The sequence below is a fragment of the Streptomyces deserti genome (genome assembly GCF_054782695.1).
This window is the reverse complement of record NZ_BAAGRZ010000001.1, coordinates 1,292,254-1,311,084: the sequence shown is the minus strand read 5'-3', so window position 1 is coordinate 1,311,084 and position 18,831 is coordinate 1,292,254. Positions and strand designations below refer to the sequence as shown.

14 protein-coding genes and 1 pseudogene are annotated in these 18,831 nt (G+C 72.3%); 14 read left to right on the top strand and 1 reads right to left on the bottom strand.

Going from position 1 to position 18,831, the window contains the following annotated elements:
* Positions 1 to 57: 57 nt before the first annotated feature.
* The 7 genes from ACYVMZ_RS05950 to ACYVMZ_RS05920 all read left to right on the top strand — a co-directional run bounded on the left by ACYVMZ_RS05950 (position 58) and on the right by ACYVMZ_RS05920 (position 8,471).
* Positions 58 to 1,209: a uroporphyrinogen-III synthase gene (locus ACYVMZ_RS05950; RefSeq protein ID WP_461076123.1), complete on the top strand. Its 1,152-nt coding sequence runs from the start codon at positions 58 to 60 to the stop codon at positions 1,207 to 1,209.
* A gap of 238 nt (positions 1,210 to 1,447) precedes the next feature.
* The gene (locus tag ACYVMZ_RS05945) at positions 1,448 to 1,984 is read left to right on the top strand and encodes a CGNR zinc finger domain-containing protein (RefSeq protein WP_461076121.1); all 537 of its coding nucleotides are present in this window, start codon (positions 1,448 to 1,450) and stop codon (positions 1,982 to 1,984) included.
* Between the two features lie 267 nt (positions 1,985 to 2,251).
* Positions 2,252 to 2,773, top strand: a complete 522-nt coding sequence (locus ACYVMZ_RS05940; protein ID WP_010039908.1) for a sigma-70 family RNA polymerase sigma factor — start codon at positions 2,252 to 2,254, stop codon at positions 2,771 to 2,773.
* On the top strand, positions 2,773 to 3,600 hold the full coding sequence (locus ACYVMZ_RS05935; RefSeq protein ID WP_461076119.1) for an anti-sigma factor family protein: 828 nt from the start codon (positions 2,773 to 2,775) through the stop codon (positions 3,598 to 3,600). Before ACYVMZ_RS05940 ends, ACYVMZ_RS05935 begins: the two co-directional genes overlap by 1 nt.
* A gap of 64 nt (positions 3,601 to 3,664) precedes the next feature.
* The gene (locus tag ACYVMZ_RS05930; RefSeq protein ID WP_461076117.1) at positions 3,665 to 6,070 is read left to right on the top strand and encodes a HelD family protein; all 2,406 of its coding nucleotides are present in this window, start codon (positions 3,665 to 3,667) and stop codon (positions 6,068 to 6,070) included.
* A gap of 394 nt (positions 6,071 to 6,464) precedes the next feature.
* A complete protein-coding gene (locus ACYVMZ_RS05925; protein WP_461076115.1) occupies positions 6,465 to 7,889 on the top strand; it encodes a malic enzyme-like NAD(P)-binding protein in 1,425 nt (474 codons plus the stop codon).
* Between the two features lie 300 nt (positions 7,890 to 8,189).
* On the top strand, positions 8,190 to 8,471 hold the full coding sequence (locus ACYVMZ_RS05920; RefSeq protein ID WP_003990598.1) for an HU family DNA-binding protein: 282 nt from the start codon (positions 8,190 to 8,192) through the stop codon (positions 8,469 to 8,471).
* A 154-nt stretch (positions 8,472 to 8,625) separates the two neighbouring features.
* Here the strand turns inward: ACYVMZ_RS05920 and murA are convergent, their stop codons facing one another.
* Positions 8,626 to 9,972, bottom strand: a complete 1,347-nt coding sequence (gene murA / locus ACYVMZ_RS05915) for a UDP-N-acetylglucosamine 1-carboxyvinyltransferase (RefSeq protein WP_461076113.1) — start codon at positions 9,970 to 9,972, stop codon at positions 8,626 to 8,628.
* A 253-nt stretch (positions 9,973 to 10,225) separates the two neighbouring features.
* Between murA and ACYVMZ_RS05910 the strand changes: the two genes are divergently transcribed.
* The 7 genes and pseudogenes from ACYVMZ_RS05910 to ACYVMZ_RS05880 all read left to right on the top strand — a co-directional run bounded on the left by ACYVMZ_RS05910 (position 10,226) and on the right by ACYVMZ_RS05880 (position 18,816).
* Entirely contained in the window at positions 10,226 to 10,798 is a 573-nt protein-coding gene (locus tag ACYVMZ_RS05910; protein ID WP_461076111.1) for a YqgE/AlgH family protein, read from the top strand.
* Between the two features lie 30 nt (positions 10,799 to 10,828).
* The gene (locus ACYVMZ_RS05905; RefSeq protein WP_461076109.1) at positions 10,829 to 11,110 is read left to right on the top strand and encodes a DUF3039 domain-containing protein; all 282 of its coding nucleotides are present in this window, start codon (positions 10,829 to 10,831) and stop codon (positions 11,108 to 11,110) included.
* 73 nt (positions 11,111 to 11,183) lie between these two features.
* A pseudogene (locus ACYVMZ_RS05900) lies at positions 11,184 to 11,574 on the top strand (ABC transporter permease family protein); the annotation flags it as partial.
* A 10-nt stretch (positions 11,575 to 11,584) separates the two neighbouring features.
* Positions 11,585 to 13,231 carry a beta-N-acetylhexosaminidase gene (locus ACYVMZ_RS05895; RefSeq protein WP_461076370.1) on the top strand — a complete coding sequence of 549 codons (1,647 nt, stop codon included), beginning with the start codon at positions 11,585 to 11,587 and terminating at the stop codon, positions 13,229 to 13,231.
* Positions 13,232 to 13,487: 256 nt separating this feature from the next.
* Positions 13,488 to 14,381 (top strand): FAD binding domain-containing protein, encoded by an 894-nt coding sequence (locus tag ACYVMZ_RS05890; RefSeq protein ID WP_461076107.1) that lies wholly within the window; start codon positions 13,488 to 13,490, stop codon positions 14,379 to 14,381.
* Entirely contained in the window at positions 14,378 to 16,498 is a 2,121-nt protein-coding gene (locus tag ACYVMZ_RS05885) for a (2Fe-2S)-binding protein (protein WP_461076105.1), read from the top strand. The genes ACYVMZ_RS05890 and ACYVMZ_RS05885 overlap by 4 nt, the downstream gene beginning before the upstream one ends.
* A complete protein-coding gene (locus ACYVMZ_RS05880) occupies positions 16,495 to 18,816 on the top strand; it encodes a xanthine dehydrogenase family protein molybdopterin-binding subunit (RefSeq protein WP_461076103.1) in 2,322 nt (773 codons plus the stop codon). Before ACYVMZ_RS05885 ends, ACYVMZ_RS05880 begins: the two co-directional genes overlap by 4 nt.
* The last annotated feature ends 15 nt before the right edge of the window (positions 18,817 to 18,831 follow it).

The window sequence follows — 18,831 nt, the reverse complement described above, 5'->3', positions numbered from 1 at the left end:
ATGCAGTACCGCCGGTACTCCACGCAGGTACGACGACTCGAGTGCGGGACGAGAGCCATGTACGAGCAAGAACAGCGACCAGAACACGGCCCCCTCGCGGGGTTCACCGTGGGCGTGACCGCCGCCCGCCGGGCCGACGAGCTGGGGGCACTGCTCCAGCGGCGCGGCGCCGCCGTCCTGCATGCCCCCGCCCTGCGCATCGTGCCGCTCGCCGACGACAGTGAGCTGCTCGCCGCCACCAAGGAGATCATCGAGCAGCTGCCGGACATCGTCGTGGCCACGACCGCGATCGGCTTCCGGGGCTGGGTCGAGGCCGCCGACGGCTGGGGCCTCGGCGAGGAGCTGCTGTCCCGGCTGCGCGGGGTGCGGATCCTGGCGCGCGGGCCCAAGGTCAAGGGCGCGATCCGGGCCGCCGGGCTGACGGAGGAGTGGTCGCCGTCGTCGGAGTCCATGGCCGAGGTGCTCGACCGGATGCTGGAGGAGGGCGTCGAGGGCCGCCGTATCGCCATCCAGCTGCACGGCGAGCCGCTGCCCGGCTTCGTCGAGGCGCTGCGGGAGGGCGGCGCCGAGGTCGTCGGGGTGCCCGTCTACCGGTGGATGCCGCCGGAGGACATCGGGCCCGTCGACCGGCTCCTGGACGCCACCGTCTCCCGCGGCCTGGACGCGCTGACCTTCACCAGCGCGCCCGCCGCCGCCTCCCTGCTGTCGCGGGCCGAGGAGCGCGGGCTGCTGCCCGAGGTGCTCGCCGCCCTCAGCCACGACGTGCTGTCCGCCTGCGTCGGCCCGGTCACCGCGCTGCCGTTGCAGGCCCACGGCATCGACACGGTCCAGCCCGAACGCTTCCGGCTCGGCCCGCTCGTCCAGCTGCTGTGCCAGGAACTGCCCGCCCGGGCGCGGTCCCTGCCGATCGCCGGGCACCGGGTGGAGATCCGCGGGCACGCGGTGCTGGTGGACGGCGAGCTCAAGCCGGTGCCGCCCGCCGGGATGTCCCTGCTGCGCGCCCTGTCCCGGCGGCCCGGCTGGGTGGTCGCCCGCGCCGAACTGCTGCGCGCGCTGCCGGGCGCGGGGCGCGACGAGCACGCGGTGGAGACCGCGATGGCCAGGCTGCGTACGGCCCTCGGGGCACCGAAGTTGATCCAGACAGTGGTCAAGCGCGGCTACCGGCTGGCCCTGGACCCGGCGGCCGACTCGAAGTACGCCGACGCCTGACGACCGCCGCGGTCTGACTCCCCGTCAGTGGGTGGGGGCCCTGGACGCCCAATGCAGTTGCCTTTGACCCCCTGGGCCGGAACGCGCGGTCGCATACGCGTGCGTCCAGGAGCAGGCGTGCGAGGGGTTCCGGGCGCGCACGTGGGCAGGCACTGTGGGAGGGAACGCTTCCTCAGCCCCTCACTGGCATCTCACCGACCCCCTCCCGACCGGGGTAACCCTAGGCGGTGACAGGCACATGGCACTGGGTACGGCCACGGCCCCGTACGAGCTGCGCTTCGACGCCGGGCGGATCTGTCTGGATCTCCTCGCGACCACACACCCCGTCGAACGGCTCGACTCCATCGAGGCACTGCGCGTCTGGATCACCGGCTCCGGCCTCGTCCCCGCGGACACCCCGCTGGCCCACGCCGACGCCTCCTGGCCGGTCGCCTTCCGCGAACTGCGCGGCCAGGCCGACCGGTTGATACGCGGCTGGCTGTCGCCCGGAGCACGGCCGTACGACCTCGCGCTGACCCGCGTCAACGACCTCGCCCGCACCCCGCCCCCGGCCCCGCGCGCGATCCGCGCCCAAGACGGGGCCCTCGTACGGACGTTGGACGGCCCGCCCGCCTGCGCGGCCCTGCTCGCCGCCGTCGCCCGGGACGCCGTCGACCTGCTCACCGACCCCGTCGCCCGGGCGGGTCTGCGCCAGTGCGCGGGCGACAACTGCCCGATCGTGTACCTGGACACGTCCCGGGGACGCCGGAGGCGCTGGTGCTCCAGCGAGGTCTGATGCCGTTTACCTACGGTCCCGTAGGGGCAGCCGCCGTGATCTTGCCTGCCGTGTCGGAAATGTAAAGATCGCGCGGTGGGAATGTGCTCCCATGTCCCGCTCGTCACGTCACCCCGGAGAAAACTGTCACCTCACATTGAACACTCAACGCGCCCTCTGCGTACGGGTGGACGAGCGACCGACTGGGGGAACCCCCGGACACCGGAGGTGGGCGTGCGCAAGGATTCCGTCGTGGCCAATGAACGAGCACCGAGGGCCCGACATCGCATGTCCCAGCCCTCGGAACCCGACGAGGAGCTGATGCGTGCGCTGTATCGCGAACACGCCGGACCCCTGCTGGCCTACGTGCTGCGGCTGGTCGCCGGAGACCGGCAGCGCGCCGAGGACGTCGTGCAGGAGACGCTCATCCGTGCCTGGAAGAACGCCGGTCAGCTCAATCGGGCGACCGGTTCGGTACGCCCCTGGCTGGTGACGGTCGCCCGGCGCATCGTCATCGACGGCCACCGCAGCCGGCAGGCCCGGCCGCAGGAGGTCGATCCGTCGCCGCTGGAGGTCATCCCCGCGGAGGACGAGATCGACAAGGCGCTGTGGCTGATGACGCTGTCGGACGCACTCGACGACCTGACCCCGGCCCACCGGGAGGTGCTCGTCGAGACGTACTTCAAGGGGCGTACCGTCAATGAGGCGGCCGAGACCCTGGGCATACCGAGCGGAACCGTCCGCTCCAGGGTGTTCTACGCCCTGCGTTCGATGAAGCTGGCACTGGAGGAGCGGGGGGTGACGGCGTGATGAGCGGGTACGGGGGATATCAGGGATTCGGAACGGGCGGTACGGGTATGTCTGGTCCCATGCAGGGATCACCGGTGCCGAACGAGCATGAGACCGTCGGCGCCTACGCACTCGGCATTCTCGACGACGCCGAAGCAACCGCTTTCGAGGCCCACCTCGCGACCTGCGAGTGGTGCGCCCAGCAGCTGGACGAGCTCGCCGGGATGGAGCCGATGCTGGCCGCGCTCGCGGACCTGCCCGGCGCCGGCACCCCCTCGATCGGCGAGTCGCTGTCCGCGAAGCCCAGCCCGCGCCTGGTGGAGAAGCTCGTCGACGAGGTCGCCGAGCGCCGCGCCCAGAAGCGCCGCCGCAGCTTCTACATGGTGGCCGCCGCGGCCGCGATGATCATCGGCGGCCCGTTCGTCGCGGTGGCGACCAGCGGCGGCGACGACGGAGGCACCAGGGAGAACCGGCCGCTCGCGTCGAGCCCCGCCAAGGAGGCCTTCGAGGGCATCTCCGACAAGATCACGGCCACGGACCCGACCACCAAGGTCTCCGCGACCGTCGCCCTGCAGAAGAAGGACTGGGGCACCGGCGCGATCCTGGAGCTCAAGAACCTCAAGGGCCCGCTGAAGTGCGCCCTGATCGCGGTGGGCAAGAACGGCGAACGCGAGACGCTGACCTCCTGGTCCGTCCCGAACTGGGGCTACGGCATCCCGAACGCCAAGACCGAGCAGGCCAGGGAGCCGCTGTACGTCCAGGGCGGTGCCGCGTTCGAGCCCAACGACATCGATCACTTCGAGATCGTGAGCTTCGACGGGAAGAAGCTCGTCGAGGTCGACGCGTAGCTTCCCGCCCGGGGCCCCCTTCGCGTACGGTTGACGGCTGCCCAGCACGTCAGAAGGGGGCCCGGTGGCCGCTCAGGCTCAACAGGAATCCGCGGTCGACTCGGTTCGCGATGCCGTATCCGACTCGGTACGGGACCGAGAGATCAGCGTCGAACAAGAACACCTGGACCGGGTGTACCGCCGCCTCGAGGAGAAGATCCATGAGGCCGAGTTCCTCATGCACGACGCGGCCCAGCGCGGCCAGGTCGGCACCCCCGGCGCGCTCGCCGAGCGGGACGCGCAGGTCTTCCGGGCGGGAATCCACCTCAGTCGGCTGAACAACGAGTTCGAGGACTTCCTCTTCGGCCGCATCGACCTGCTGCCCGGCAAGGACGGGAAGAAGGGGCCCGACGGGGCGTACACCGCGGTCGAGCCGGCGGAGGGCGCCGTACGCCCGGACAACACCGCCGACATCGCCGAAACCCTGCACATCGGCCGCATCGGCGTCCTCGACGAGGACTACGCCCCGCTGGTCATCGACTGGCGGGCCCCCGCCGCCGCCCCCTTCTACCGCTCCACCCCGGTCGACCCCGGACGGGTCGTGCGCCGGCGCGTCATCCGCTCCAAGGGGCGCAGGGTGCTGAGCGTCGAGGACGACCTGATGCGCCCCGAGCTGAAGGCCTACCTCCACGGCCACGAACTGCCCGTCATCGGCGACGGCGCCCTGATGGCCGCGCTCGGGCAGGCCCGCAGCCACACCATGCGGGACATCGTGGCCTCCATCCAGGCCGAGCAGGACCTGGTGATCCGCGCCCCCGCCGCCTCGGTGACGTATGTCGAGGGCGGCCCCGGCACCGGCAAGACGGCCGTCGCGCTGCACCGGGCGGCGTACCTCCTCTACCAGGACCGGCGCCGGTACGCGGGCGGCATCCTGATCGTCTCGCCGACCCCGCTGCTGGTGGCGTACACCGAGGGCGTGCTGCCCTCCCTCGGCGAGGAGGGCCAGGTCGCCATCCGCGCCATCGGCTCGCTGGTCGAGGGCGCCGAGGCGACGTTGTACGACTCTCCGGCCGTGGCCCGTGCCAAGGGCTCCTCCCGGATGCTCAAGGTGCTGCGGAAGGCCGCGCGCGGCGCGCTGGAGCTGAACGATTCACCGGCCCGGCTGCGGGTCGTCGCCTTCGGCCGCCGCCTGGAACTGGACGCCGAGGACCTGGACCGGATCCGCCGCGCCGCCCTCGGCGGCACCGCCCCCGTCAACCTCCTGCGCCCCCGCGCCCGCAAGCTGCTCCTGGACGCCCTGTGGGAGAAGTCGGGCGCGGCCGGCCGGCACACCGACCCCGAGCTCGCCGCCGAGCTGCGCTCCTCCTTCGACGAGGACATCACCTCCGAGGACGACTTCATCGCCTTCCTCGACGGCTGGTGGCCGGAGCTGACCCCGCAGAGCGTGCTGCGGGCCATGGCCGACGAGCGGCGCCTGGGCCGCTGGGCCCGCCGGATCCTCAACCCCGGTGAGATCCGCAAGGTGGCCCGCTCCCTGAAGCGGGACGGTCACTCCGTGCACGACATCGCGATGCTGGACGAGCTGCAGGCCGTCCTCGGCGCCCCGGCCCGCCCCCGGAAGAAGCGCGAGCTCGACCCCCTCGACCAGCTCACCGGCCTGGAGGAGCTGATGCCGGTGCGCGAGGAGTCGCAGCGCGAGCGGGCCGAGCGCCTTGCGCAGGAGCGCATCGAGTACGCCCACGTCATCGTCGACGAGGCCCAGGACCTCACGCCGATGCAGTGGCGCATGGTCGGCCGGCGCGGCCGGCACGCCACGTGGACGGTCGTCGGCGACCCGGCCCAGTCCTCCTGGTCCGACCCCGACGAGGCGGCCCAGGCCCGCGACGAGGCCCTCGGCACCCGCCCGCGCCGTCGCTTCCAGCTCACCGTGAACTACCGCAACCCCGCGGAGATCGCCGAGCTGGCGTCGAAGGTGCTCACCCTGGCCATGCCCGGCTCCGAGGCGCCGAAGGCGGTGCGCTCCACCGGCGTGCGCCCGCGTTTCGTGGCAACGAAGAGTTCTGCGGCAGCGAGGAGTTCTGCGGCAGCGAACAGTTCTGTGACAGCGAACAGTTCTGTGACAACGAACAAGGGCCACAGCACGGTCGTACGGGATTCGCTCGCCGAGACCGTGCGGGCGGAGGCCGAGCGGCTCCTGGAGCAGGTGGACGGCACGGTCGGCGTGGTCGTCGCCATGCAGCGCCGCGAGGAGGCGAGGCGCTGGCTCGCCGGGCTCGGCGACCGGGTGGTGGCGCTCGGAAGCCTGGAGGCGAAGGGGCTGGAGTACGACGCGACGGTCGTCGTGTCGCCCGCGGAGATCGCCGACGAGTCACCGGCCGGCCTGCGCGTGCTCTACGTCGCCCTGACCCGGGCCACCCAGCAGCTGACGGTGGTGTCGGGAGAGCGGGACGAGCCGGACGCGAGCGGCGTCCCGGACCTCCTGAGGGACTGAACGTTAACTTTCGGTACGGGAATGGGCTTACGGGATCTGTTTGTTAGCCTGGTTGTGGCACCGGCCCGATCCAAGCCCCCGGGCCCAACCTTCGTCGCTACGAGCGACCACTTGCCGCGAGGCGAGCATGGCGGGTCGGTGTCACTGAACGAGAAAGAAGAGGCCCACGTCACCCCGTGACGTGGGCCTCTTTCCTTGCCCGGCCGCCTGCGGCCTCTTGGCGACTCCCGATCGTCTCTCGTATGGTGGAAGTTATTTTCCGAAAGTGGCGCCTTTACCCGGCCTGTGCGCGAACAAAACGTTCGCAATCCAGGGCGGCTACCGCGTACTCAGGGGTAGGTGCGACGATCGGACGGCACAACGCAGCGACAGGTGAAAGCAGAGGAAGTCGGCCATGGCAACGGCGCCCAGCGTCTCCTACTCGATGACCATCCGGCTGGAGGTGCCCGCGAGCGGAACCGCCGTCTCGCAGCTCACCACCGCCGTGGAGTCCTCCGGAGGCTCGGTGACCGGCCTCGACGTCACCGCGTCCGGACACGAGAAGCTCCGGATCGACGTCACGATCGCGGCCACCTCGACCGCGCACGCGGACGAGATCGTGGAGAAGCTCCGCGGCATCGAGGGCGTCACGCTGGGCAAGGTCTCGGACCGTACGTTCCTCATGCACCTCGGCGGCAAGATCGAGATGGCGTCGAAGCACCCCATCCGCAACCGTGACGACCTGTCCATGGTCTACACGCCGGGTGTGGCCCGCGTCTGCATGGCCATCGCCGAGAACCCCGAGGACGCCCGCCGCCTGACCATCAAGCGCAACTCCGTCGCGGTCGTGACGGACGGCTCCGCCGTGCTGGGCCTGGGCAACATCGGCCCGAAGGCCGCCCTGCCGGTCATGGAGGGCAAGGCGGCCCTGTTCAAGCGGTTCGCCGGCATCGACGCCTGGCCGATCTGCCTCGACACCCAGGACACCGACGCGATCGTCGAGATCGTCAAGGCGATCGCCCCCGGCTTCGCCGGCATCAACCTCGAGGACATCTCCGCCCCCCGCTGCTTCGAGATCGAGGCGCGGCTGCGCGAGGCCCTCGACATCCCCGTCTTCCACGACGACCAGCACGGCACCGCGATCGTGGTCCTCGCCGCTCTCACGAACGCGCTTCGCGTCGTGGGCAAGGCGATCGAGGACGTGCGGGTCGTCATGTCCGGCGCCGGCGCGGCCGGTACGGCCATCCTCAAACTGCTGCTCGCCGCGGGCGTGAAGAACGCCGTCGTCGCCGACATCCAGGGCGTCGTGCACGCCGGCCGCGAGGACCTGGTCGACGCCGCCCCCGGGTCGGCGCTGCGCTGGATCGCCGACAACACCAACCCCGAGGGCCTGACGGGCACGCTGAAGGAGGCCGTGCGCGGCGCCGACGTCTTCATCGGCGTCTCGGCTCCCAACGTCCTGGACGGCGAGGACGTGGCCGCCATGGCGGAGGGCGCCATCGTGTTCGCGCTCGCCAACCCGGACCCCGAGGTGGACCCGGCAATCGCCCGTCAGACGGCGGCAGTTGTGGCCACCGGCCGCTCCGACTTCCCGAACCAGATCAACAACGTGCTGGTCTTCCCGGGTGTGTTCCGCGGCCTGCTGGACGCCCAGTCCCGCACGGTCAACACGGAGATGATGCTCGCGGCCGCGAAGGCGCTGGCGGACGTGGTGACCGAGGACGAGCTGAACCCGAACTACATCGTCCCGAGCGTCTTCAACGACAAGGTCGCGGGCGCGGTGGCCGGTGCGGTGCGGGAGGCCGCCAAGGCGGCGGGGGCGTCGGCGACCCACTTGTAGGCGCCCGGCGACGGTTGTGAGGATTGCCACGCCTGGCCGGGAGACGGCGCGTCGGGGAACCGTCCTGTCGGCACCGCCCTCTATCGTGTCGGCCAGGCTCAGGCCCTCTTTTCGTGTGACTCCCAAGGGTGTTCTCACGACTCCTGCGGGTGCCGGATTGGCTTTCCCGCCGCAGGTAGAGGCAGGATGCGTCCCTGGGCGCGAGGGTCTGACGACGGACCCGGGTCCGGGGACTCACCGAGGACCCTGGCAGCATCGGCTTCGACGCCTCAACGGCAAGATGAACACGGGAGTAACAACATGAACCGCAGTGAGCTGGTGGCCGCGCTGGCCGACCGCGCCGAGGTGACCCGCAAGGACGCCGACGCCGTGCTGGCCGCGTTCGCCGACGTCGTCGGCGACATCGTCTCCAAGGGGGACGAGAAGGTCACCATCCCCGGCTTCCTGACCTTCGAGCGCACCCACCGTGCCGCTCGCACCGCGCGCAACCCGCAGACCGGTGAGCCCATCCAGATCCCGGCCGGCTACAGCGTGAAGGTCTCCGCGGGCTCCAAGCTCAAGGAAGCCGCCAAGGGTAAGTAAGCGCGTAAGCGCCGCGCCGGGTCAGCGCCGTGGGCGGCTGCGGGTCCGTTGTGGCTTGTCGCGCAGTTCTCCGCGCCCCTCAGGGCGCTGCACCAACGCCGATGGGGCGGTCACCCGGGTCCGGGTGACCGCCCCATCGGCGTATCCGAGACTTCTAGCCGAGCGCCTTGCCCGGCAGCTCGACCTTCGCGCCCAGCTCCATGAGCTTCTCCATGAAGTTCTCGTAGCCCCGGTTGATGAGGCCGATGCCGTGCACGCGGGACGTGCCCTGGGCCGCCAGGGCCGCGATGAGGTACGAGAAGCCGCCGCGCAGGTCGGGGATGACCAGGTCGGCGCCCTGGAGCTTGGTGGGGCCCGACACGACGGCCGAGTGCAGGAAGTTGCGCTGGCCGAAGCGGCAGTCGGAGCCGCCCAGGCACTCGCGGTAGAGCTGGATGTGGGCGCCCATCTGGTTCAGCGCGGAGGTGAAGCCCAGGCGGGACTCGTAGACCGTCTCGTGGATGATGGACAGGCCCGTGGCCTGCGTGAGGGCCACCACCAGGGGCTGCTGCCAGTCGGTCTGGAAGCCGGGGTGGACGTCCGTCTCCAGGGCGATGGACTTCAGGTGGCCGCCGGGGTGCCAGAAGCGGATGCCCTCGTCGTCGATCCGGAACGCGCCGCCCACCTTCCTGTAGGTGTTCAGGAACGTCATCATCGAGCGCTGCTGGGCGCCGCGGACGTAGATGTCGCCCTCGGTCGCCAGCGCCGCGGACGCCCAGGACGCGGCCTCCAGGCGGTCCGGGAGGGCGCGGTGGTTGTAGCCGCCGAGCCTGTCCACACCGGTGACGCGGATGGTGCGGTCGGTGTCCATCGCGATGATGGCGCCCATCTTCTGCAGGACGCAGATCAGGTCCTCGATCTCCGGCTCCACGGCCGCGTTCGAGAGCTCGGTCACGCCCTCCGCGAGGACGGCGGTCAGCAGCACCTGCTCGGTCGCGCCGACGGACGGGTACGGCAGCCGGATCTTCGTGCCGCGCAGCCGCTGCGGCGCCTCCAGGTACTGCCCGTCCGCGCGCTTCTCGATCTTCGCGCCGAACTGCCGCAGCACGTCGAAGTGGAAGTCGATGGGCCGGCCGCCGATGTCGCAGCCGCCGAGGCCCGGGATGAACGCGTGCCCGAGACGGTGCAGCAGCGGGCCGCAGAACAGGATCGGGATGCGCGAAGAGCCCGCGTGGGCATCGATGTCGGCGACGTTCGCGCTCTCGACGCGGGTGGGGTCGAGCACCAGTTCGCCGGGCTCCTCGCCCGGGCGGACCGACACGCCGTGCAGCTGCAGCAGACCGCGGACGACGCGCACGTCGCGGATGTCCGGAACGTTGCGCAGCCGACTTGGCTCACTGCCCAACAGGGCGGCGACCATGGCCTTCGGCACGAGGTTCTTCGCACCGCGGACACGGATCTCGCCCTCCAGCGGGGTTCCGCCGTGGACAAGCAGTACGTCATCAGAGCCGTTGACGGTCATGAATCTCGCGTTCCGTGGAGTGGGGCAGGGGCCGAAGAGACAGAGTAATGGCCGCCGACCCCCCTCAAGTAAGCCCGAGGACGGCCCGGGATCGTCATAGCTGTGTCACAACACGAACCGTTCCACGCCGGGCACATGGGGTCACGACCGCCGTGGTGCGCGACGGGTGCCACGCGCGTGCTCCGACCTGCGCGCACTTCCGTACCCCGGATTGCCTCCCCACGGGGCGGGAAGATGCGGGATCATGTCTGGCATGACCGAGGTGTCCTCGCTCACAGGGCGGCTGCTCGTGGCCACGCCCGCCCTGGCGGACCCGAACTTCGACCGCGCGGTGGTGCTCCTTCTCGACCACGACGAGGAGGGCTCCCTCGGTGTCGTCCTCAACCGTCCGACCCCGGTGGGCGTGGGCGACATCCTGGAGGGCTGGGCGGACCTCGCCGGGGAACCCGGCGTCGTCTTCCAGGGCGGCCCGGTGTCACTGGACTCGGCCCTCGGGGTCGCCGTGGTCCCCGGCGGAGCGTCCGGGCAGAGCGCCCCGATCGGCTGGCGCCGGGTGCACGGCGCGATCGGTCTGGTCGACCTGGAGGCCCCGCCGGAGCTGCTGGCCTCCGCCCTCGGCTCCTTGCGGATCTTCGCCGGATACGCCGGCTGGGGCCCCGGCCAGCTGGAGGACGAGCTGGTGGACGGGGCCTGGTACGTCGTCGAGTCGGAGCCCGGCGACGTCTCCTCCCCGGCCCCGGAGAGACTCTGGCGGGAGGTGCTGCGCCGCCAGCGCAACGAGCTGGCGATGGTGGCGACGTACCCGGACGACCCTTCACTCAACTGATCCGTGTGAGCTTCAGTACCCTTGGCTGTTATGAGCACTCTTGAGCCCGAGCGCGGGACTGGTACGGGGACCCTCGTTGAGCCGACGCCGCAGACCTCCCACGGTGACGGTGACCACGAGCGCTTCGCCCACTACGTCCAGAAGGACAAGATCATGGCGAGCGCCCTCGACGGCACCCCCGTCGTGGCGCTGTGCGGCAAGGTCTGGGTGCCGGGCCGCGACCCGAAGAAGTACCCCGTGTGTCCCATGTGCAAGGAGATCTACGACTCCATGGGCGCCGGCGGCGACGACCAGGGCAAGGGCGACAAGTAGCCGTACCGGTCGCTGAGGCGTAGGGCCTCCAGGGTGCGTTTTGCGTGCCCTGGGGGTCTTTGTGCTGTTCGCCGAATTCGGCCGTTGCTTCCTCAACAGGCCTGTCGTCGCGGGCTGCGTCGTGATCGCTTCGGCCTTGATCGCTTTTCTCGCCGCGACCGCCGTGACGCGATTCCGGTTCCGCTTCCGGACCGCCTTGCTGATGTCATGAAAGCCGTTTCGGAGGCCCTGGCGGAGCCCGACTACATCGACGGGGCGAGCCGCGCGCGATTCATGTGGCAGGTCCTGACTCCGCCTGGAACGACTTCCTGTTCGCCAAGTCGTTCCTCATCATCGACACCTCCCAGCCGGCCCTGCCGATGGCCCTGCTGGTGTTCTGCAAGCCGGACGATCCGGTGCTGGTCTTCTTCGTACCCGTACAGCGACGGCTGGTCTCGGGACTGGGCGGAGCGGTAAAGGACTGACGTGACTGACGTGATTTCGCCGCCGGAACTCGTTCCGGCGCCCCGCGCCATCGAGGGGCCCGTGCGCCGCGGTGTCCTGCTCACCGAGGACACCACCCTGTGGGCCGCGCCCGGCACCGGCAGCACCGAACGCTGGCTGCGCACCACGCTCGGCCCCGCCCTGGGGCTGCCGCTTCGGCCCGGGCCCGAGGACGCCCGTGACAGCGTGCGGCTGCGCCTCGACGGCAGCCTGGAGCCCGAGGCGTACCGGCTCGCCGTCATCGCCGACCGAGGCATCGAGATCACCGGCGGCAGCGCGGCCGGCGTCTTCTGGGGCGCCCAGACGCTGCGTCAGCTGCTCGGACCGGACGCCTTCCGGAAGGCGCCCGTACGACCCGGTGCCGAGCGCGGAATCCCGCACCAGATCATCGAAGACGGCCCCCGCTTCCGCTGGCGCGGTCTCATGCTCGACGTCGCCCGGCACTTCATGCCCAAGGACGGTGTTCTGCGCTACCTGGACCTGATGGCGGCGCACAAACTCAACGTCTTCCACTTCCATCTGACGGACGACCAGGGCTGGCGCATCGAGATCGAGCAGTACCCGCGGCTGACGGAGGTCGGCTCCTGGCGGGCGCGCACGAAAATCGGCCACCGGGCCTCACCGCTGTGGGACGAGAAGCCGCACGGCGGCTACTACACCCAGGACGACATCCGCGAGATCGTCGCGTACGCCGCCGAGCGGCATATCACCGTCGTCCCCGAAATCGACGTGCCGGGCCACTCGCAGGCCGCCATCGCCGCGTATCCGGAACTCGGCAACACCGACGTCATCACCGCATCCATCGAAGGGAACACCGCCCTCACCGTCTGGGACACCTGGGGGATCAATCCGAACGTACTCGCCCCCACTGACAACACCCTGCGCTTCTACGAGGGCGTGTTCGAGGAAGTGCTCGGCCTCTTCCCCTCCGAGTTCATTCACGTCGGCGGCGACGAATGCCCCAAGGACCAGTGGAAGCGGTCCGAGGCCGCCCAGGCGCGCATCAGGGAACTCGGGCTCAAGGACGAGGACGAGCTCCAGGCCTGGTTCATCGGCCACTTCGGCCGGTGGCTCGCCGCGCGCGGGCGCCGGCTCATCGGCTGGGACGAGATCCTGGACGGCGGACTCGCGGCCGGGGCGGCCGTGTCCTCCTGGCGCGGCTACGCGGGCGGGATCGCCGCCGCGCGGGCCGGGCACGACGTCGTCATGTGCCCCGAGCAGCAGGTGTACCTGGACCACCGTCAGGACGCGGGCGCCGACGAGCCGGTACCGATCGGGTACGTGCGCACCCTGGAGGACGTCTTCCGGTTCGAGCCCGTGCCGCCGGAGTTGACGCCCGAGGAGGTCCGGCACGTGCTGGGCACGCAGGCCAACGTGTGGACCGAGGTGATGGAGGACCACGCGCGCGTGGACTACCAGGTCTTCCCCCGGCTCGCCGCCTTCGCCGAGGTGGCCTGGAGCGACCTGCCCACCCCGGCGCAGCGGGACTTCGCCGGCTTCGAGCGGCGGATGGCCGCCCATTACCGGCGACTTGACGCCCTGGGTGTCGCCTACCGGCCGCCCACCGGGCCGTTGCCCTGGCAGAAGCGGCCGGGCGTCCTGGGGCGCCCGATCGACGGTCCGCCCCCCAGGCGTTAGCACACGTGCGGACGCACGTCCGAACACGTCACGGAAAAAGCACGCAAGGGTCACCGAAGAGTGCCAATTCGATCGCACCGGTGAAGGCGTGCGAAAACGGACCATCTCCCCGGTGAGGTGGGCGAATGCCCCCTAGCGGACCCGTGTCCTCGGCGCTTGCGAAGATGTGCCAGAGTTGCCACGTCCGCCCTGTCAGCACGTACCGTACGGCAGCACAGGCGGGACCAGGTGGGGCAGCGGGAAGGGGCAAGCCGGTTTGACCACGCACGCACCGCAGGCGGCGCAGGCCGTCACGCTGCCCACGACGCTGGACGAGGCCGTGGCGGCACTGGCCGCCACGCCCGCCGCCGTGCCCGTCGCGGGCGGCACCGACCTGATGGCCGCCGTCAACTCCGGGCAGCTCAGGCCCGCCGCCCTGGTGGGTCTCGGCCGCATCAGCGAGATCCGCGGCTGGCAGTACCAGGACGGTCACGCGCTGCTCGGCGCCGGCCTCACGCACGCGCGCATGGGGCGCCCCGACTTCGCCGCCCTCATCCCGGCGCTCGCCGCCGCCGCGCGCGCCGCGGGCCCGCCGCACATCCGCAACGCGGGCACCCTGGGCGGCAACATCGCCACGGCGGCCCCCACCGGGGACGCCCTGCCGGTCCTGGCCGCCCTGGAGGCGACGCTGATCATCGCGGGCCCGGGCGGAGCCCGCCGGGAGATCCCCGTGTCGCACCTGCTGGCCGGGATGGACATGCTGCGCGCCGGTGAACTCATCGGCTACGTGCGCGTGCCGCTGCTGCACGCCCCGCAGGTCTTCGTGAAGGCCACCGGCCGCACCGGTCCGGGGCGCGCGATCGCGTCGGTGGCCCTGGTCCTCGACCCCGCGCGCCGGGGCGTGCGCTGCGCGGTCGGCGCCATAGCGCCGATGCCGCTGCGGCCCCTGGAGGCCGAGCACTGGGTCGCCCAGCTCATCGACTGGGACAACAACCGCGCGATCGTGCCGGAGGCGCTGGGCGCCTTCGGAGAGTACGTCGCCGCGGCCTGCATCCCCGACCCGGCCCCGGCCGAGGACGGCTCCGTGCAACAGCTTCCGCCCGCCGTACTGCACCTGCGGCGCACCGTCGCCGCGCTGGCCCGACGAGCACTGGGGAGGGCGCTGTCGTGACCGACGACCAGCACGGAGAGGGCACGCCTCAGGGCGGCGGGCGCTGGGACCCGCTGCCCCAGGGCGACTACGACGACGGCGCCACCGCCTTCGTCCAGCTCCCCGAGGGAGGCGTCGACGCCCTGCTGGCCGGCGCCGACAGCCCCCTCGCCGCGCCCGGCCACGGCTACGTGCCGCCGCAGATAACGGTCGCCCCCGCCACCACCGCCGGCACCGACCCCGCCGCCACCGGCACCTGGGCGGTGCCCGGCGCGCCCGTCGACGGTGCCCAGTGGCACGACCCGCACGCGGGCCACCACCAGCACGGCGGTGACCTCTCGCACCTTCAGCACGGTGACGATCCCTCGCACCACCAGCACGGTGGTGAGGCCGGTCACCACCAGCACGGCGGTGAGGCCGGTCACCACCAGCACGACCCCGGCGCCGGATCCCAGTACCACGACACCAACGCGGGGGCGCAGCAGCACACCCCGCACGACCGGTTCGCGTACCACCCCGGGGCCACGGGACAGTGGAACTTCGAGGAGACCCAGGCCGCGGAGGCCGCCTCGGCCGCACCCGGGCACGACGTCACGGGGCAGTGGTCGATCCCCGTCGCCGGGGGCGATCTCCCGGACGAGTCGGGCGAGTTCACGACCTCCGCGCTGGTCGAGCAGTGGGGCGGCACCCCGCCGGCCACGCTGCCGGGCGGCGCGTCAGCCCCCTGGGCGACGCAGTCCGTGGGGCAGCCGTGGGGGCCGATGGCACCTCCCGAGCAGGCGGGTGCCGGACACCCGCCCCAGCAGACGGGTGCGGGGCACGGGCACGACCAGGCCGGGGCCGCGGGCCAGGCGCCGGAGCAGCCCGCCGGGCACCCGCACGGGGAGCCCGTCCCGGACGGGCCCGCGGCCCAGCAGCCGTCGGCCGAGCAGCCGTCGGCCGGCCACGCGCCGGAGGCGTCCGGCGATCCCGGCCACGCGCCGGAGGAGTCCGGCGATCCCGGCCACGCGCCGGAGGAGTCCGGGGTTTCCGGTCACGCGCCCGAGCAGTCCGCCTCCGCCGACCACCAGTCGCGCACAGAGCCGTACGAGGCGACCGCCCCGCACGCCGGGACGGAGCCCGTCGAGCAGGCCGCCGCCGAGACGCCCGCGGAATCCGCTCCGGAGGCCCCACAGCCCGCCCAGGACGCCTCACAGTCCGCTCCCGGGCGCGGTGAGGCAAACGAGGCGGCCGAGGACGCCCAGAGGGCCCCAGCGGCCGCCGACGGGCCCGCCGAGCCGCACGGCGACTCCGTTCCGGACGCCGCGACGGACGCGGAACCGGGGCCGGAGGCCGCCGACGCCGAGCGCCCGGACGCGCCCGACGCGCCGGAGAACGCCCAGGGGCCGGCCCAGGAGGCCACGGACGCACCGGACGCACCGGATGCCGGGGACGCCTCCGACGCCCAGGCCACCGCAGCGCACGACTCGGCGGCCCCGCCGCAGGACCCGCCCCCCGCGCCCCCGCGCGAGGAGCACCCCCTCGCCTCGTACGTGCTGCGCGTCAACGGCACCGACCGCCCCGTCACCGACGCCTGGATCGGCGAGTCGCTGCTGTACGTGCTGCGTGAGCGCCTCGGCCTCGCGGGAGCCAAGGACGGCTGCTCGCAGGGCGAGTGCGGGGCGTGCAACGTGCAGGTCGACGGACGGCTCGTCGCCTCCTGCCTGGTCCCGGCCGCCACCGCGGCCGGCAGCGAGGTCCGGACCGTCGAGGGCCTGGCCGTCGACGGGCAGCCGTCGGACGTGCAGCGGGCGCTCGCCCGGTGCGGCGCGGTGCAGTGCGGTTTCTGCGTGCCCGGCATGGCGATGACCGTGCACGACCTCCTGGAGGGCAACCCGGCCCCGACCGAGCTGGAGACCCGCCAGGCCCTGTGCGGCAACCTGTGCCGCTGCTCCGGCTACCGGGGCGTCGTCCGGGCCGTCCAGGAGGTCGTCGCCGAACGCGAGGCGCACACCACCGCCGACGACGCCGAGCCGGACGCCGACGAACCCCGTATCCCTCACCAGGCGGGCCCGGGAGCCGGCGGCATCCACCCCGAGGGGTTCTCGCCCCCCGGACCGCATGACCAGCCCTACGGCCAGGACGGAGGCCACGCGTGAGCAACGAAGCAGCCACCGCGCAGGCCGCGCAGCCCGCGGAGGCCGCCCCCGCGCCCGCCCCCGAACCGATTCCGCACGGCCTCGGCGCCTCCCTCCCGGCCGCCGACGCGCGCGCGAAGACCGAGGGCACCTTCCCCTACGCCGCCGACCTGTGGGCCGAGGGCCTGCTGTGGGGCGCGGTGCTGCGCTCGCCGCACGCGCGTGCGCGCATCCTGTCCATCGACACCTCCCACGCGCGCGAGATGCCCGGCGTACGGGCCGTCGTCACGCACGAGGACGTCCCCGGCAGCCCGCTGCACGGCCGCGGCACGGCCGACCGCCCGGTCTTCGCCTCCGACGTCGTACGCCACCACGGCGAGCCCATCGCGGCCGTGGCCGCCGACCACCCCGACACGGCCCGCATGGCCGCCGCCGCCGTCATCGTCGAGTACGAGGTGCTCGACCCGGTGACCGACCCGGAGCAGGCCTTCGAGGCCGAGCCGCTGCACCCCGACGGCAACCTGATCCGGCACATCCCGCTGCGCCACGGCGACCCGGAGGCGCACGGCGAGGTCGTCGTCGAGGGCCTGTACCGCATCGGCCGCCAGGACCCCGCCCCCATCGGCGCGGAGGCGGGCCTGGCCGTGCCGCGCCCCGACGGCGGCGTCGAGCTGTACCTGGCCTCCACCGACCCGCACACCGACCGAGACACGGCCGCCGCCTGCTACGGCCTGGAACCCGAACGGGTGAAGATCGTCGTCACGGGCGTCCCCGGGGCCACCGCCGACCGCGAGGACCAGAGCTTCCAGCTGCCGCTCGGCCTGCTCGCCCTGAAGACCGGCTGCCCGGTGAAACTCACCGCCACGCGCGAGGAATCCTTCCTGGGCCACGCCCACCGGCACCCCACCCTGCTGCGCTACCGCCACCACGCCGACACCGAGGGAAAGCTGGTCAAGGTCGAGGCGCAGATCCTGCTCGACGCGGGCGCGTACGCCGACACCTCCTCGGACGCCCTGGCCGCCGCGGTCGCCTTCGCCTGCGGCCCGTACGTCGTCCCGAACGCCTTCATCGAGGGCTGGGCCGTACGCACCAACAACCCGCCCTCCGGCCACGTACGCGGCGAGGGCGCCATGCAGGTGTGCGCCGCCTACGAGGCGCAGATGGACAAGCTGGCGAAGAAGCTCGGCCTCGACCCGGCGGAGGTGCGCCTGCGGAACGTCATGGCCACGGGGGATGTGCTGCCCACCGGCCAGACGGTGACGTGCCCGGCACCGGTCGCGGAGCTCCTGCAGGCCGTACGGGACCACCCCCTGCCCCCGCTGCCCAAGGACACCCCCGAGGAGGAGTGGCTGCTGCCCGGCGGCCCCGAGGGCGCCGGTGAACCGGGCGCGGTGCGCCGGGGCGTGGGCTACGGCCTGGGCATGGTGCACATGCTCGGCGCGGAGGGCGCGGACGAGGTGTCCACGGCGACCGTGAAGGTGCAGGGCGGCGTGGCGACCGTGCTGTGCGCGGCCGTCGAGACCGGCCAGGGCTTCACCACCCTCGCCCGGCAGATCGTGCAGGAGACCCTCGGCATCGACGAGGTGCACGTGGCGCCGGTGGACACCGACCAGCCCCCGGCCGGCGCGGGCTGCCGCGGCCGGCACACCTGGGTGTCGGGCGGTGCCGTGGAGCGCGCGGCCAAGATGGTCCGCACCCAGGTCCTGCAGCCCCTGGCGCACAAGTTCGGCATGTCCACCGAGCTCCTCCAGATCACCGACGGCAAGATCACCTCGTACGACGGCGTGCTCTCCACGACCGTCACCGAGGCGATGGAGGGCAAGGAGCTGTGGGCCACCGCCCAGTGCCGCCCGCACCCGACGGAACCCCTGAACGAGTCCGGGCAGGGCGACGCCTTCGTGGGGATGTCCTTCTGCGCGATCCGTGCGGTGGTGGACGTCGACATCGAGCTCGGCTCGGTACGGGTCGTGGAGCTGGCCGTCGCCCAGGACGTGGGGCGGGTGCTGAACCCGGCCCAGCTGGCCGCCCGGATCGAGGCCGGGGTGACGCAGGGCGTGGGCATCGCGCTCACCGAGAACCTGCGCACCCCGCGCGGGCTGATCCGCCACCCCGACCTGACGGGATACGCGCTGCCGACCGCCCTGGACGCGCCCGACATCCGGATCGTGAAGCTGGTCGAGGAGCGGGACGTGGTGGCGCCCTTCGGGGCGAAGGCGGTCAGCGCGGTGCCGGTGGTCACGTCCCCGGCGGCCATCGCCTCCGCCGTACGCGCCGCCACGGGCCGCCCCGTGAACCGGCTGCCGATCCGGCCGCAGGCCGCGGTGGTCACGGGTCAGTGAGCGGGCGCGCCCTGG